This window comes from Mesorhizobium sp. M0938, assembly GCF_040319125.1.
GTDB lineage: Bacteria > Pseudomonadota > Alphaproteobacteria > Rhizobiales > Rhizobiaceae > Mesorhizobium > Mesorhizobium robiniae.
On sequence record NZ_JAMYNS010000025.1, the window covers coordinates 1 to 14,203 of the forward strand.

Below are 14,203 nucleotides of genomic sequence, written 5' to 3' on the forward strand. Positions count from 1 at the left end.
GTAGTGCAGAGTAGCCATTTATATTCCTTTTTCTTATTTTCTTAGCGCCCCGCGGTGCCCTGCCTACCCGACAGGTATATTAGCTACAAATCACATACCCACACGCACTGATAGAAATCTTGAGAATTTTCGGAACGGAACGGCCCCCTGCAAGCTGGATATCGTCGCGCTCAAACCGCGTGCTGCGGCCAGCGCTGTAAAGCTGCATAGCCAGCATCTGTAAGCGCATAGACGCCGCGCTCGGCCCGGGCGAACCAACCATAGACGTTGTCAAGCAGGATCTTGGCGGCGCGCGGTGAAATGGTTTTCAGATCGCGGGGCCGCTTCGGGCCATCGGTCATCGCAGCGGCGCAGGCCAGAGCATCTTGTCGGTAAGCGGTCATTATCGGCGTACGGGAGCCACCGCCGACCACAGGGTCGCCGCGCCGGCGCCGATGCTCGTCCACAAGGCGCGATCTTCGCCTCGGGTCTCGTCTTGGCGGCAAGGCCGCCGGGCTAAGCAGCAATTCGACATTGCCGGCAGAGCCGACCCCCAAAAGCCCGAAGCCAAGCCGCCGGCAGAGTGCGCGGAACCGACGATCGTGCTCGCGGCCTTTGCCTCGGCTCGACATCCGCGCCGCAAGCCAGACCTCGTCGCATGACGCGGCACGATCGACACCTTGAAGTATGAGCTCGAGGTTAAACTGCAGCTTCAACTCGCAGATGACGACCACGGGCGGCTCGCCGTCACGCACGCCCACGACATCGCAGCCACCAATTTCGCCTTTGACGGTGAATTCCAGGCTCTCAAGAAACCGCTTCACCGGGACGTAGAGAGACGTTTCCTGCATGCCCGTGGCATAGCCGATTCGTGGCTGGGTGGCACCGAACCCCTTAGCCATTAACAATAGTCACCCTGCGGCCTTTGTAGAAACAATTCCAAAAATTGACATCGACACCAGAATTTGTAACTTCTCTATCATCGGCTGAATACGGGAAGGGAGAGGTCCGGTGTCGATCCGCGAAGAGTTGGCGCATACCACCCTGGCCCTCACATCCGCCGAATCCAAGATCGTGCAGGTCCTGCTTGCCGACTATCCGATGTCCGGCCTCGGGACTGCCTCGCGCCTGGCAAAGGCAGCGGGCGTCAGCGACCCGACGGTCATGCGCCTCATGGTCAAGCTCGGCTATGGCGGCTTTGCCGCCTTCCAGGCCAAGCTTCTGGCGGAAATCGAATCCCGCCTGCATTCTCCTCTGCTGATGATGGAGGCGAAGCGGCCTGCCAATTCGAGCGAAGGTACTGTCAGCGACTACTTCCATTCGGTTTCCGACAGCCTGGAGCGGACGCGCACGGCGGTTCCCTCGCAGAGCTATGGCCGCGCCGCCAGGATGCTGCTCGACTGCAAAGGCCAGGTCGTGCTGCTCGGCGGACGCTTCAGCCGCCACATCGCCTCGATGCTCGCCGGCTATCTCGTGCAGTTCCGTCCCAGCGTGCACGACATCGGCGCTCTGGCGCCGACAGATTTCGACCTGCTGATCGATCTCGGCAAGCGCGACCTGCTCGTCGTTTTCGACTATCGCCGCTACCAGTCGGACGTGGTGAACTTCGCCCGCCAGGCGCGCGAGCGAGGCGTGGGCATCCTGCTTTTCACCGATCCATGGCTGTCGCCGATCTCCGAACACGCCGACCTGACGCTGATCGCGGCGATAGAGGCCAACTCGCCGTTCGACACGCTGGCCACCGCCGTCGTCCAGATGGAGACCGTGTTTGCCCATGCGCTGGAGAGCGAAGGCCAGACGGTGCGCAAGCGCATCGAGGACATCGAAGGGATCCGCCGCGCCAACGGCGTAACGCTCGATGCCTCGGATTTCGTCGATCCCGGTGGCCGCAGCGCAGCCGCCGGAGATCCGGCAAAGTGGGCGGCACCATTCGTCAGGGGCAAACCCAAATCGACGTAACCGGCCCGACATGATCGGCGCAGCATCAGCGGCTGAGCCACCCGCAACACCAAGCAACACCAAAGAGACAATCACGAACGCCGCAGAGGCACGAAAGGACATCGACATGCTGGACAGGGATGCGGCCATCGCCGCTGCGCAAGCCGAGATCGACAAGGATCGCGACTGGGTGATCGGGCTGACCAGCGACATGGTGCGGATTCCTTCGGTGAACCCCAAATTCGAGGCCAAACAAGGCCTGAACCGCGAGGCCGACGTGCAGGCGCTGCTGGAGCCGATCCTCAAGGCGGACGGTTTCGCGACCGAACAATGGGACGCGTTGCCGGGGCGGCCCAATCTGGTCGGCGAATGGGCCGGCGACGAGGAACGCAGCCTGATCCTTTGTGGCCATATCGATGTCGTGCCGGTCGGCGAAATGAAAAACTGGTCGGTCGATCCGTTTGGCGGCGACATTACCAACGGGCGCCTTTACGGCCGCGGAGCTGTCGACATGAAGGGCGGCGTTGCGGCCTGCATCGCGGCGGCGCATGCCATCCGCAAGGCGGGTATCACGCTGCAGGGCCGGCTGGCGATCCACACTGTGGTCGACGAGGAGGCCGGCGGCTTCGGCGCCATGGACGCGGTCGCCAGGGGCAAGCTCGCCAAGGCGGTGCTGGTCGCCGAACCGACCTGGGGCGATGTCCTGCCGGTCGAGGGCGGGCTCGAATGGGCGCGGGTGACGATCCGCGGCCGCAACGCGCATTCGGCGCTGCGCTACAATGAGATCTATCCGCAGCGCCACGACAAGGACCGGCTCGAACCCGGCGTCAACGCCATCGAGATCGCCGCGCGCTTCATCGCCGCCGTGCGCCAATACGAACTCGACCGCACGCGAGCCAGATCGCATCCGCTGCTGCCGCTCGGCATGAACACGATCAACATCGGCGTGATGTATGGCGGCACCGGGCTTGGCGAGAACGGCTTGCCTACGGTGATGACCAATCCGGCGATCATCCCTGATGTCGCAGTCCTCGACCTCGACATGAAGTTCCTGCCCGACGAGAACTCGGCCGATTATCGCCGCGATTTCGAAACTTTCGTGCATCATTTCGCCGCCACCGATGCCTGGCTGCGCGACAACCCGCCGACCATCCAGTGGGAACTGGGCGGCCTTTATTTTCCGCCGATGAACACCTCGCCGGATCATCCGCTGGTCAGGTCGCTCGTCACCAACAAGGCGCGCATCGGCAAGACCCCTGAGGTGAAGGGCTTCGTCGCTGTCTGCGACGCCGCGCACTATGCCGGCGCTGGCGTCGACGGCGTCATCTTCGGTCCGTCCGGCGACGGTTTTCATGGCGCCGACGAATATGTCGAGGTCGACTCTGTGGTGGAGACCGCCAAGGTCATCGCCGCCTCCGTCATCGACTGGTGCGGCGTGCGTTGATGATGTCGCCCCAAGCCCGACGGTTTGACGGCCTCGACCGCCTATTGAGCAACGGTGTATCGTGGCAGATACCAAATACCGATATCGAGTTCCATGTACGAGCTAAGGCAGAGTTAGACGACATTAGACTAGGGTCGCCAAGATCAGGATAAAAATGAACGCGCCCTTGATCTCAGATGATTTCATCCGTGATAAGGTGATTGGCTGTTCTGTAGCGGACCTCCATCGGAGGGAATACTCGCAGGGCCATAGGGGAGAGCGTCACCGCTCCCTGCCCTAGCTTGAAATTTGTCAACTTGCTGGGACTGTGTACATAGCCTCGTCCCATAGCGGCGTTTCTATACCGTCCGCTTTATTAGACGTTTCCATTTTGGAGAACTTGGAGTTATCAATTGGCGGCTCTGGGTTTCCTCCCATGTCGGAGATCAATTTGAAAACTTCCTCGGGGCTGTTGCTTACAAGCTGGATCGCGTTTCCTATCTGCAACGCGGAATTGGCTTTGCCCTCTTTCAGTCTAAGCCTATTGACTGATGTTAGGGGAACTGGGCCGCTCGCCTTCGCACCGTCGAACCAAACGGGCTTCCCGCCCGGTTGGTTGAGACTAGTGAACGTTTTGATTTCAGCATGCACCGCATCAGCTATAGTTTGTGGCTGATCCATGTAAAAGGGAACTACCAAGCCGTCGACACGTGAGTTTCCATGCTCTTTCAGCACGGTAGCGTTCGTCTGCCTAACTCGAACAATCAACGGTGCTTTTACTTCGACAGATACACCGTCAAACCGTGTAAGTTTGATCATTTTATTAACCTCCCTTCAGTTGACATCATAGGTAAATCACTGATGGCGGCCGTCTACAAGCAGCGCCCGTTCTCTCCGGTTGAATTACTTGAGGCAGACGAGATTAAATCCGCGTCAGTCAACGATCTGATCGAATGGGCTCGCGCCACCTTCATTGCCGAGGGCGCTGCGCTCCGCAACGATGACCACCGCCACCTCAACCAAGCGAGGATTGGAGCGCTTTGTCGTAACCTCCCGTAACGATCATGCCGTCCTTACCCCAAGGCATCAGCCATGTAGTCGAAATTCTCATGTACGATGCGAGCCTCTGGGGATAATCCCGCGAGACCAAGTGTTAGGACGCACAACTCATATCCGCGCGCCGAAACCAAACCGTCTATCGAGCTAATTCTTAGGCCCTTGACGCATTCTCCTGGCCGGACCCTGACATCTTCACGGCAAAAGGCAAGTTCAATACAAAGGTGCAAACCTTCGTTGTACGGTCGCTCGCGTACTTCGATACACCTTCGGTCGCGGTCGAGGCGGTCTGGCCCTATCAGGCCGGGCGCTTGATGCGGTCGGCCACCGCCGTCCATGCTGCCCGGATCATGCCGACGAGGCCGCTCGGGTAGACCAGCATGATCACGATGATGAGCAGCGCCGAGATCATCAGCCGCCACGCGCCGAAATCGGCCATTGCCTCGGAAAAGACGGTGAGCACGAAAGACGCGATGATCGCGCCATAGATCGTGCTCGTTCCGCCGAGAAGCACCATCGACAGGATGATGGTCGCCAAGCTCATGCCGAACACGTCGATCGAGGCGTTGCGCTGGTAGGCGGCGTAGAAGGCGCCGGCAATCCCGGTGAAGAAGGCGCTTGCCGCCAGCGTTACCATGCGCTGCCTCACCAGCGAGACGCCGCGGCTGATGGCGTATTCCTCATTGTCGCGCAGCGCCACGATGCTGGCGCCGGCGCGAGAGCGCACGAACAGTCGCAGGAACAGCGTGCTGAGCACAAGAAGTGTCAGCGCGATGTAAAAATAGGCGAGCTTGCCGTCGCGGACCATGTTGTGGTCGAACAGATAGAGGCCGGGCACCCGCACCAGACCTTGCGTGCCGCCCGTCAGGTCCGACTGGCTGATGATGACCTGCATGACGAGCTGTGCGAAGCCGAAGGTCACCAGGATGATATAGATGCCCTTGAGCCGCAGGATCGGAATGGTCACCAGCACGGCCGCCAAGGTGGCGATGGCGCCACTTGCCAAAAGCGCGATCCACGGATCGACGCCAGCCAGCTTGGCAAGCAGGCTGTAGGCATAGACGCCGATGCCGAACAGCGCCAGATGGCCGAAATTGAAGACGCCGCCATAGCCGAGGCTGAGGTCCCAGTTCGAGGCGACGATGGCGTAGATGAAGATCATGATCAGCACGTGCCGGCTGTAGCTGTCGCCGAAGACGAGCGGCAACAGGGCAAGCAGTAGGAAGCCCGCCACGAAGCCGATCGCCTCGCGGTTCCATGCGACGCGGCCGGGAGCAGACGGGATGACGATGTCGAGAAGGGTCATGCGAGCCCCCTGGAGCGGCTGGCAAAAATCCCCTCGGGGCGCACCATGAGCGTCGCGATGAGCACGAGGAAAAGCAGTGCAGGCGTCCAGTAGAGGCCGAAATAGTAGTTGCTCGCCGCCTCGAAGAACCCGATCAGGTAGGCAGCGAAGATCGGTCCCGAAATGCTTGAAATGCCACCGAAAACCACGACGATCAGCGCCTTGAGCAGCGGGTCGGCGCCCATTGACGGGTTCATGAAACGGTAGCCGCCCATGAAGATCCCGGCCAGCCCCGCCAGCGACGCGGCGATGGCGAAGGCAAGGCCGTAGAGCGCCGTGACGTTGAGGCCGACCAGTTGGCTTGCGTCCTCGTTCTGCGCGACGGCCCTGAGCGCAAGGCCAAGCCGCGTGCGGTTGAGGAACGACCACAAGGCTGCGAGGATCAGCGGCGTGATGACGATGATCGCGATCTGGTGCAGCGACACGCCGACACCGGCGATAGTGGTGTTGCCCTCGATCAGGCTCGGCAGCTGCTTGGAGCGCGGCCCCCAGACCGTCAGCGCGCCGTTTTCCATCAGCGAGCCGGCAGCCAGCGTGGTGATGACGACGACCAGCACGATGTTGGGACGGCCGATAAGCGGCCGCACCACCGAGGCCTGCAGGATCCAGCCTGCGCCGGCCATGACGATGACGGCGAGCGGAAAGGCGATCACCACCGGCAGGCCAAAGGCAACGAGCTGCCAGGCGAAATAGGCGCCTAGCATCATGAACACGCCGTGGCTGAAATTGAAGACGCCGATCGTCGTCCAGACCAGCGCCAGCCCCACCGCCATCATGGCGTAGAGCGAGCCCTGGAACAGGCCGCCGAAGAAGATATCCGAAAAGACGCTCATACCCGAATCCTGTCCGATCCTGCCTTCAATGTCCGAAATACATCGCCATGATTTCGCTGTGCTCGATGCTCTCGCCCGGCCGGATCTCGGTCTTGACCGCTCCGTGATCGACAAGAAAGAGCTGCCGGCTGAGTTCGAGCAGGAATTCGATATCCTGCTCCACGACGACGAGCGGCACGCCGCCCTTCGAAATATCCATGACGGCGGTGCAGAGTTCGTCCTTGATCTTCGGCGCCAGTCCAAGCGTCGGCTCGTCCAGGATCAGCAGGCGCGGATGGCTCATCAGCGCCGTGCCGATCGACACCATCTGGCGCTCGCCGCCGGAAAGCGTGCGCACCCTTTGCCGCCAGCGTTCGGCCAGCTTCGGGAACAGTTTCACCACCTTTTCGCGGTTCTCGGCCTCGTGCGGCCGCGCCCGCGGCGAATAGGCGCCGAGCGCCATACAGTCGCCGATCGTCAGGTCGGGAAACAGCTTGTTGCCCTGCGGCACGTGGATGAGACCGGTGGCGACGATGGCGCGCGCGCTCAAGCCGGTGATGTCCTTGCCGTCAAAGACGATGCGGCCGCGTTTCGACGCGACCAGGCCGGAAATGGTCCTCAGCAGCGTCGTCTTGCCGTGACCGTTCGGCCCGAATAGCCCGACATTGCCGTACCGGCCGGCCTCGAGCGTGATGTCATGCAGAACGGTCACGCGGCCATAGCCTGATGTCACCGCCTCGACGCTCAGGATCGGGCTCTCGCTCACGCCGCCGATCTCCTTGTCCCGAGATAGGCTTCCACCACGCGCTGGTCGGCAATCACGCTCTTGGGCTCGCCCGCGGCGAGCACGCGGCCCTGGTTCAGCACCAGAAGATGCTGCGACAGGCTCATCAGGAAGGTCAGCACATGCTCGATCAGCACCACGGTGATGCCGCGCGCCGCTGTCCGCCTGATCAATCCGATCGACGTCTCGATCTCCGGCTTGGTCAGGCTCGATGCCGGCTCGTCGAGCAAAAGCATGCGTGGTTCCGTGGCGATTGCCGTTGCGAGCATCAGGCACTTGCGGTCGAACACCGACAGTTCGCCGGCAAGCCGTCCAAAGATGGCCGACGAAAGGCCGACGAACTCCAGCGCCTCGGCGGCGTGGGTCCGCGCCTCGACCACCCCTCGCCCGGGCTTGCCGTAGCTCGCGCCGATCAGCGCGTTCTCGAACACGGTCAGCCCGTCGAAGCTGGTCTCGCGCTGGAAGGTCCTGAGAAGGCCGAGCTGTGCAATGGCGTTGCCTGTTTTGCCCTGGATCTCCATTCCGTCGAACCGTATCCGGCCCTTGTCGGGGCCGAACGGGATACCGGTGATGACGTTGAACAGCGTGCTCTTGCCGCTGCCGTTCGGCCCGGCGACGCCGAAGATTTCCCCGGCCTCGACGGCGAACGACACGTCGTCGACCGCCTTGAGCGAACCGAACGCTTTCGATACGCCCTCGACTTCAAGCAGCGGCATGCCGCTATTTCATCCAGGGCTGCGGCTTGAACTCGCCGGTCGCGTATTTGGCGGGCGAGATCAGGGTGCGGTTGCCGTCCCATATCTGGAAAAAGGTGATCGGAATGTAGTCGTCGCCCTGCATGGCAAGATGCGTCGCCGGATCGAATTTCAGGCGGCCTTCGGCGACCTGCTTGTCGGTCTCGGACAGCGCCTTCATGATCGCGGCATGGTCGCTCGGGTCGCCGGCCTTTTTCAGCGCGTCGAAATAGACATTGACCATCTCGTAGAGGCCGACGCCGTAGGTGCCGCTTTCAACGCCGTATTTGGCCTTGAACTTGCCCGCCACTTCGTCGGCGCGCGGGTTCTTCGGCGTCGTCAGCGCGCCGCCGAGAAGGTTGTAGATCACGCCGTTCGACTTTTCCTTGGTCAGCTCGACGAATTCCGGAACGCTCGGCGCATATTGCAGGAACACCAGGCTCTTGGTCGGCTGCTCCAGGAACTGGTTTAGGAACGAGGCCGAGTTGCCGGGCAGATAGTCGGTGTTGATGGCCACGTCAGGCACGTCTTCACGCACCTTGGCCAGGATCGAACGCCAGTCGGTCACGTCGCCGAAGGGCACGAGTTCGTCGACGGTGATGGTCCAGCCCTTCTCCTTGAAGGTCTTCTTCATGCCCTCGGAAATGGTCTTCGAATAGGCATTATCGGACGAGATGATGGCGACCTTCTTGGTCGGCAGCGTAATCTTGCCTTCGGCCGCCAGCTTCTCGACAAAAACCGTTACATCGGTGTTGTAGGCGTCGAAGGACGGGGTCAGCGACCAGCAGCAGGCATATTTCTCCGGATCGGGCGCGATGATGTCCTTGGTCTGCTGCGATGTGGCGGCAAGCATGTAAGGCATCTCCGCCTCGGCCATGTTATCGATCTCGAAATTGGTCAGGCTGGCATAGCCGGTCAGCATGAAGTGCACGTCCTGGTCGCCGAGCAGGCGCTCGACCGCGCTGGTGACGTTCGCCGCCGACTGGTCCTTGACGTCGCCCACGACCAGCTCGAACGTATGGCCGTCGACGCCGCCGGCGCTGTTTGCCTCGTCGATCGCCATCTGCGCGCCACGCTGGAATTCCTGGCCGTCGGCTGCCGCCGGGCCGGTCAGCGGCGCCAGCAGGCCGATCTTGACGACGTCGGCTAATGCCGGCGCAGTGGCCAGCATCATGCCGAGCGACGTTCCGATCAGCATATGCCTGAAATGGCGTTTCATCGACTTGGTCATCATTGATCCTGTTCCCCTGTTATTATCGTGGCGATGGTTGGATGATTGACAAATTATGCACAGGCGGGTCAATTTGAAAAGATATTTTCATGCACGCGCGAACAAATTGACTGCTAAGCAGTCCGCGGGAACTGCAGCGGCCAGGCGAATCGCCGCCGATCGCGGTCCTCAACGGCTCGGTCTCGACCAGGTCGACCGTGGCCCCGAAGCATGCATTGAACGCAGCCTGATAGACCGGACCTTGCCGGCGAACCGGCCAAGCCTGCAGGAAATCCAACGCCTGTTCGACGCTGTAGATTTCCTCGATAGGCAGGCCGGGTGCGGGCATGATGCGTACCGGCACCTTGAATTGCAATCTATCCATTCATTGTCTCCCGACATCGCCGCAGCAACGCCGTTCGTCGCGAAAGGTTGCTCGACCGGCTCTCGCCTTGGGCTCGACGCCTCGGAAGTGGCTAACGAGGAGGTCACCTCGGACCGCCAACTTCGATCGGAGCCCCGTGAAGGATGGGCTGAAACCTGAAATAAAAAACCCGCCTCAGCGGCGGGTAACTGGCGCACATCAGCACCGTGCCTAAATCAATAGCATAACTGCCGTCACAAAGCAACGGATTCGCGAACTCGCTCTTTCGTCCCGGCCTCTGTCCAAGCAACATTCAAGCCATTCTCGCCAGACAGATGCGACGGAGCGCGCAAGGATCGATGTGCGAAACCCTGGTCGAACGACCCTCACCGCATTTCGCCCTTCGAATAGCTTCACGCATCAGAGCGAAAAGGCTTTCGCTCTCAGGCGAACAAAAAGTCATCCGCCGTCAGCACGTTCGTAAAGTTTTCGAGAGTAACTTGATTGACCCCCGCGGTAATGATGGTGCTGGTTCCACTTTGGGCAATAGCGAGATCATTGAACGATTGCACGCCCTCCACACCACTAAACATGATACTATCGCCTTGGTTCTGGCTGAAGTCGTAAATGGTATTTTGGGTTCCGACCGTCATTACACCATCGTCCTCGAATATGAACAGATCTTGGCCACCCTCTGCCAAGTCGCTCAGTTGCCCATCACCCCACATGTCATTGATGACCGTGCAGCCGGCTGCCGCGCTCCCCGCGTACAGGACATCGTTGCCGCCCGTGGCCGAACCGGACATTTGTAAAGCGTCACCGCATAAGAAGTTACTGACTTGGCCGCTTTCGCTGTTCTGGCCCCCGGTAAGAATATCGTTACCGCCCGTGGCGGCCCCGGACATAGCGAATGCGTCGCCGTACAACTCGTTTTGAGTGTCAGGAAAGAAGCTCTTATTGCCGCCGGTTAGGTCATCATTGCCGCCCACAGCGCTGCCGAGCATCGTAACAGCGTCGCCATAGCCCAGATTATTGGTGCCTTGCAGCACGGCCACGTCATCGCCACCGCGAGCATCGTCGGACATGTTGGCGCCCGCGTCGCCGTAGAACGTTACCTGAGACCCACCCACGCTCGTGAAGGTGTCGTTGCCGCCCTCGGCGAAACCGGAAAGATCGCCGCCCGCATCGCCATAGAGAGTTTTGCTCGGGATCTCTCCACCCAAGTCCGTGTAGTGGTCGTCGCCGCCCTGAGCATGGTCAGACATATTGCCGCCGGCGTCTCCGAAGAAAGTGGCGGTGGAGAAGAAGCTGCCCGTGAAGGTGTCGTTGCCGCCCTTACTGTGACCCGACATATCGCCGCCGGCATCACCGTAGAAAATGTTGAGGGAGTCGGTCCGGCTCGTGAAACTGTCGTCGCCGCCCCGCGCATTGCCGGACATATTGCTGCCGGCGTCGCCGAAGAACGTGTTGGCGGCCTGTCTGGAGCCCTGGAAGGTGTCGTTGCCGCCCTTACTGTGACCCGACATTTCGCCCCCCGCATCGCCGTAGAAGGTGTGGGTGGCTCCTTGTACAGTGCTGGTCACGAAAGTGTCGTCGCCGCCCTGAGCATGGCCGAACATGTTGCCGCCAGCGTCACCGTAGAAGGTGTTGTCTAGCCGTCTACCCTCTTCACTGCTGAAGGTATCGTTGCCGCCCTTGCTGTGACCCGACATATCCTCGCCCGCGTCACCGTAAAAGGTGTTGAAGGAGTCGCCGTCGGCGCTAAAACTGTCGTCGCCGCCCTGAGCGTGACCGAACATGTTACCGCCGGCGTCACCGTAGAAAATGTTGGTGGATAGGAAGGCGCCCGTGAAAGTGTCGTCGCCGCCCTTGCTGTGACCCGACATATCCTCGCCCGCATCACCGTAAGCAGTGATGGTGGAGGAGCTTGACCCCGTGAAGGTGTCGTTGCCGCCTCGCGTAAAATTGAACATGCTGCCAACCGCGTCACCGTAGAACGTGTAGGTCGAGGGTTCGTTTTCGGTGAAAGTGTCGTTGCCGCCCCTCGAGAAATCGAACAGGCTGCCGCCAGCATCGCCGATTAAGATAGGTGTAGCCAGATCGCCTACGAGGATGTCATCAGTACCCCATTGACGATGCGACAGATCTCCGGGCGTAAAGGGAATGCGTTTAGACTTAGCCATCGTACGCTCTCCTGTTAAGCCTACCCGACCCATCACAGTCCTAAGCTGTCGGGCTAGAGCGAGCAATAATCACGGAGGATTAGTTCGGCTCTTTACCGTGAGACGGACGAGCTATTCTTCGCGAAACGCCTTGCCGAAAGAATCCAGGAAAGACCGCAGGAGATAATTAAGAAAGGTCCGGTCGCCGGTTCCGATGAAGGTTTCAACAGGCATTCCGGGATAAATCTGTTCTCGGCAGCGGTTAAGGAACATTCCACCCTTGGCGAAGTTGGGGACGAAGGCCCGCTTTTAAGGTGCCAGATAATTTGATGCCGGCGGGCTTTTGGGAGGAAGCCATGATCCGTGCTACGCCTTCACTTCATGTTTCGCGCCGCCGCGCATTGCAATTTGGCCTGGGAGCCACACTCGCTACGACCACCGGCTTTACCCCCGTTTCCCGCGCCTATGCGCAGGACGATGTTAAAGACGAAGACATTCTCCGGTTCGCCCTCAATCTGGAATACATGGAAGCCGAATATTATTTGCGCGGCACCACCGGAAAAGGCATCGATGACTCCGATGCTGGCCCCGAGGCCGGCGCTGTCGTCGGTGGCAAACAGGTTTCCTTTGACACGCCCGCCATCGGTGAATTCATGCAGGAAGTCGCGGAAAACGAACTTGCTCACGTCAGGTTCTACCGCAAGACGCTTGGAAGCGAAGCCGTAGACCGGCCGGCAATCGATTTCGATGCAGGCTTTGCTGCGGTCGCGAAGGCCGCGGGACTCGGGGACGACTTTGATCCGTTCGGCAACCAGATGAATTTCGTGCTAGGCGGAATGCTGTTCGAGGACGTTGGCGTCACTGCCTATGCTGGCGCCGCGACCGTCCTGAAGAACAAGGACTTCGTGGCGGCTGCCGCCGGCATTCTGGCCGTCGAGGCTTACCACATGGGAATGGCACGATCGTCGCTTTACCGAATGGGCGAGGATGCCTGGAAGGCCGCCAACGCCGTTTCCGACGCACGTGACAAGATTGACGGACCGGAAGACAAGGACCAAGGCATCCGAATGGATGACAAGGCCAATATCGTTCCATCCACCCCAGATGCGATCGCCTTCACGAGAACGCCGCAAGAGGTGCTTCGGATCGTCTATCTGACCGATCAGGCCGGCGTGAGCAAAGGCGGCTTCTACCCGAACGGCATGAACGGAATGCTCAAAAGCACCTGAGCGGACTGCGAACGAGAAGCTGGATGCGGACGGATGCACGCCGAACATTGGCTGCGCCTGCAGCCCACGTCCAATCTGGTGCAAACGAAGTAGCGCACAGCGCAAGAGGAATTTGCGCGCTACACGGCTGGGCATCTTTGCACGGGCTTAACGCACAAGACGGTGTTAGGCAGGAATTTCGCCGGCTTGTGCCCGTGATCGGCAGTTCGTCCTTGAACCTGGCGCCATCAGGTGCCAAATCTGGGAGGATTTTCGCGCGGGCTCATTAGAAGCCCCCTCTCCCGACGGACAAGAATGGTCACCTATCTCGACGCCGCCACGGCACCGCTCAGAAACACCGGCCAGATCCGCCTCTATGGCGAAGAGGGCTTTGCCGGCATGCGCAAGGCCTGCGATCTTACCGCGCGCTGCCTCGACGAACTGGTGCCGATGGTCGCGCCCGGCGTCACCACTGAAGCCCTCGACCGCTTTGTCTTCGAGTTCGGCATGGATCACGGCGCATTGCCGGCGACGCTCAACTATCGCGGCTATACGAAGTCGTCCTGCACCTCGATCAACCACGTCGTCTGCCATGGCATTCCCGACAACAAACCGTTGAAGGACGGCGACATCGTCAACATCGACGTCACCTACATCCTCGACGGCTGGCATGGCGATTCCTCGCGCATGTATCCGGTGGGCACGATCAAGCGCGCCGCCGAGCGCCTGCTCGAGGTCACGCATGAATGCCTGATGCGCGGCATCGCCGCGATCAAGCCCGGCGCCCGCACTGGCGCCATCGGCGCCGCCATCCAGACCTATGCCGAAGGCGAGCGCTGCTCGGTGGTGCGCGATTTCTGCGGCCACGGCGTCGGCCAGCTCTTTCATGATGCGCCGAACATCCTGCACTACGGCAGCGCCAACGAGGGCGTCGAGATGCGGCCGGGCATGATCTTCACCGTCGAGCCGATGATCAATCTCGGCCGGCCGCATGTAAAAGTCCTGTCGGACGGCTGGACGGCGGTGACGCGCGACCGCTCGCTGTCGGCGCAGTACGAGCACACGATCGGCGTCACCGAGACCGGATGTGAGATTTTCACGCTGTCGCTGAAAAAACTCGACCGTCCCGGCCTGCCGGCCTAGTGTTTCTCCCGGCGCCGGACCTTTCCGGTCAATGGGGTGCGGGCG

General features: G+C 60.7%; 14 protein-coding genes. 5 read left to right on the forward strand and 9 right to left on the reverse strand.

All coding sequences use genetic code 11. The features are described 5' to 3' along the window. Positions 1 to 170: 170 nt before the first annotated feature. Positions 171 to 830, reverse strand: a complete 660-nt coding sequence (locus tag NKH73_RS29370) for a DUF2161 domain-containing phosphodiesterase (RefSeq protein WP_352938427.1) — start codon at positions 828 to 830, stop codon at positions 171 to 173. Between the two features lie 160 nt (positions 831 to 990). On the opposite strand from NKH73_RS29370, the gene NKH73_RS29375 reads away from it, so the two are divergent. Together NKH73_RS29375 and NKH73_RS29380 are read left to right on the forward strand one after the other, a co-directional pair. Beyond that, positions 991 to 1,938 (forward strand): MurR/RpiR family transcriptional regulator, encoded by a 948-nt coding sequence (locus tag NKH73_RS29375; RefSeq protein WP_352938276.1) that lies wholly within the window; start codon positions 991 to 993, stop codon positions 1,936 to 1,938. 106 nt (positions 1,939 to 2,044) lie between these two features. Then, entirely contained in the window at positions 2,045 to 3,361 is a 1,317-nt protein-coding gene (locus tag NKH73_RS29380) for a M20 family metallopeptidase (protein WP_352938279.1), read from the forward strand. Between the two features lie 291 nt (positions 3,362 to 3,652). Here the strand turns inward: NKH73_RS29380 and NKH73_RS29385 are convergent, their stop codons facing one another. After that, positions 3,653 to 4,159 (reverse strand): hypothetical protein, encoded by a 507-nt coding sequence (locus tag NKH73_RS29385; RefSeq protein WP_352938282.1) that lies wholly within the window; start codon positions 4,157 to 4,159, stop codon positions 3,653 to 3,655. Between the two features lie 42 nt (positions 4,160 to 4,201). Here NKH73_RS29385 and NKH73_RS29390 point away from each other — a divergent pair, with 42 nt between their 5' ends. Continuing rightward, entirely contained in the window at positions 4,202 to 4,399 is a 198-nt protein-coding gene (locus tag NKH73_RS29390; protein WP_352938284.1) for a hypothetical protein, read from the forward strand. Positions 4,400 to 4,694: 295 nt separating this feature from the next. Here the strand turns inward: NKH73_RS29390 and NKH73_RS29400 are convergent, their stop codons facing one another. The 7 genes from NKH73_RS29400 to NKH73_RS29430 all read right to left on the reverse strand — a co-directional run bounded on the left by NKH73_RS29400 (position 4,695) and on the right by NKH73_RS29430 (position 11,828). Beyond that, entirely contained in the window at positions 4,695 to 5,702 is a 1,008-nt protein-coding gene (locus NKH73_RS29400) for a branched-chain amino acid ABC transporter permease (RefSeq protein WP_352938286.1), read from the reverse strand. Beyond that, entirely contained in the window at positions 5,699 to 6,574 is an 876-nt protein-coding gene (locus NKH73_RS29405; protein WP_352938289.1) for a branched-chain amino acid ABC transporter permease, read from the reverse strand. The genes NKH73_RS29400 and NKH73_RS29405 overlap by 4 nt, the downstream gene beginning before the upstream one ends. 25 nt (positions 6,575 to 6,599) lie before the next feature. Further along, the gene (locus tag NKH73_RS29410) at positions 6,600 to 7,319 is read right to left on the reverse strand and encodes an ABC transporter ATP-binding protein (protein ID WP_352938291.1); all 720 of its coding nucleotides are present in this window, start codon (positions 7,317 to 7,319) and stop codon (positions 6,600 to 6,602) included. Then, positions 7,316 to 8,053: an ABC transporter ATP-binding protein gene (locus NKH73_RS29415; protein ID WP_352938294.1), complete on the reverse strand. Its 738-nt coding sequence runs from the start codon at positions 8,051 to 8,053 to the stop codon at positions 7,316 to 7,318. Before NKH73_RS29415 ends, NKH73_RS29410 begins: the two co-directional genes overlap by 4 nt. Positions 8,054 to 8,057: 4 nt before the next feature. Next, positions 8,058 to 9,302: an ABC transporter substrate-binding protein gene (locus NKH73_RS29420; protein WP_352938297.1), complete on the reverse strand. Its 1,245-nt coding sequence runs from the start codon at positions 9,300 to 9,302 to the stop codon at positions 8,058 to 8,060. 22 nt (positions 9,303 to 9,324) lie between these two features. Then, positions 9,325 to 9,666: a DUF982 domain-containing protein gene (locus NKH73_RS29425; protein ID WP_352938300.1), complete on the reverse strand. Its 342-nt coding sequence runs from the start codon at positions 9,664 to 9,666 to the stop codon at positions 9,325 to 9,327. A 422-nt stretch (positions 9,667 to 10,088) separates the two neighbouring features. Beyond that, positions 10,089 to 11,828 carry a hypothetical protein gene (locus tag NKH73_RS29430; RefSeq protein ID WP_352938303.1) on the reverse strand — a complete coding sequence of 580 codons (1,740 nt, stop codon included), beginning with the start codon at positions 11,826 to 11,828 and terminating at the stop codon, positions 10,089 to 10,091. A gap of 335 nt (positions 11,829 to 12,163) precedes the next feature. On the opposite strand from NKH73_RS29430, the gene NKH73_RS29435 reads away from it, so the two are divergent. Together NKH73_RS29435 and map are read left to right on the forward strand one after the other, a co-directional pair. Next, complete coding sequence (locus NKH73_RS29435) at positions 12,164 to 13,036, forward strand: ferritin-like domain-containing protein (protein ID WP_352938306.1); 873 nt, start codon at positions 12,164 to 12,166, stop codon at positions 13,034 to 13,036. Positions 13,037 to 13,330: 294 nt separating this feature from the next. Further along, positions 13,331 to 14,158: a type I methionyl aminopeptidase gene (gene map, locus NKH73_RS29440; protein ID WP_352938309.1), complete on the forward strand. Its 828-nt coding sequence runs from the start codon at positions 13,331 to 13,333 to the stop codon at positions 14,156 to 14,158. Positions 14,159 to 14,203 lie beyond the last annotated feature (45 nt).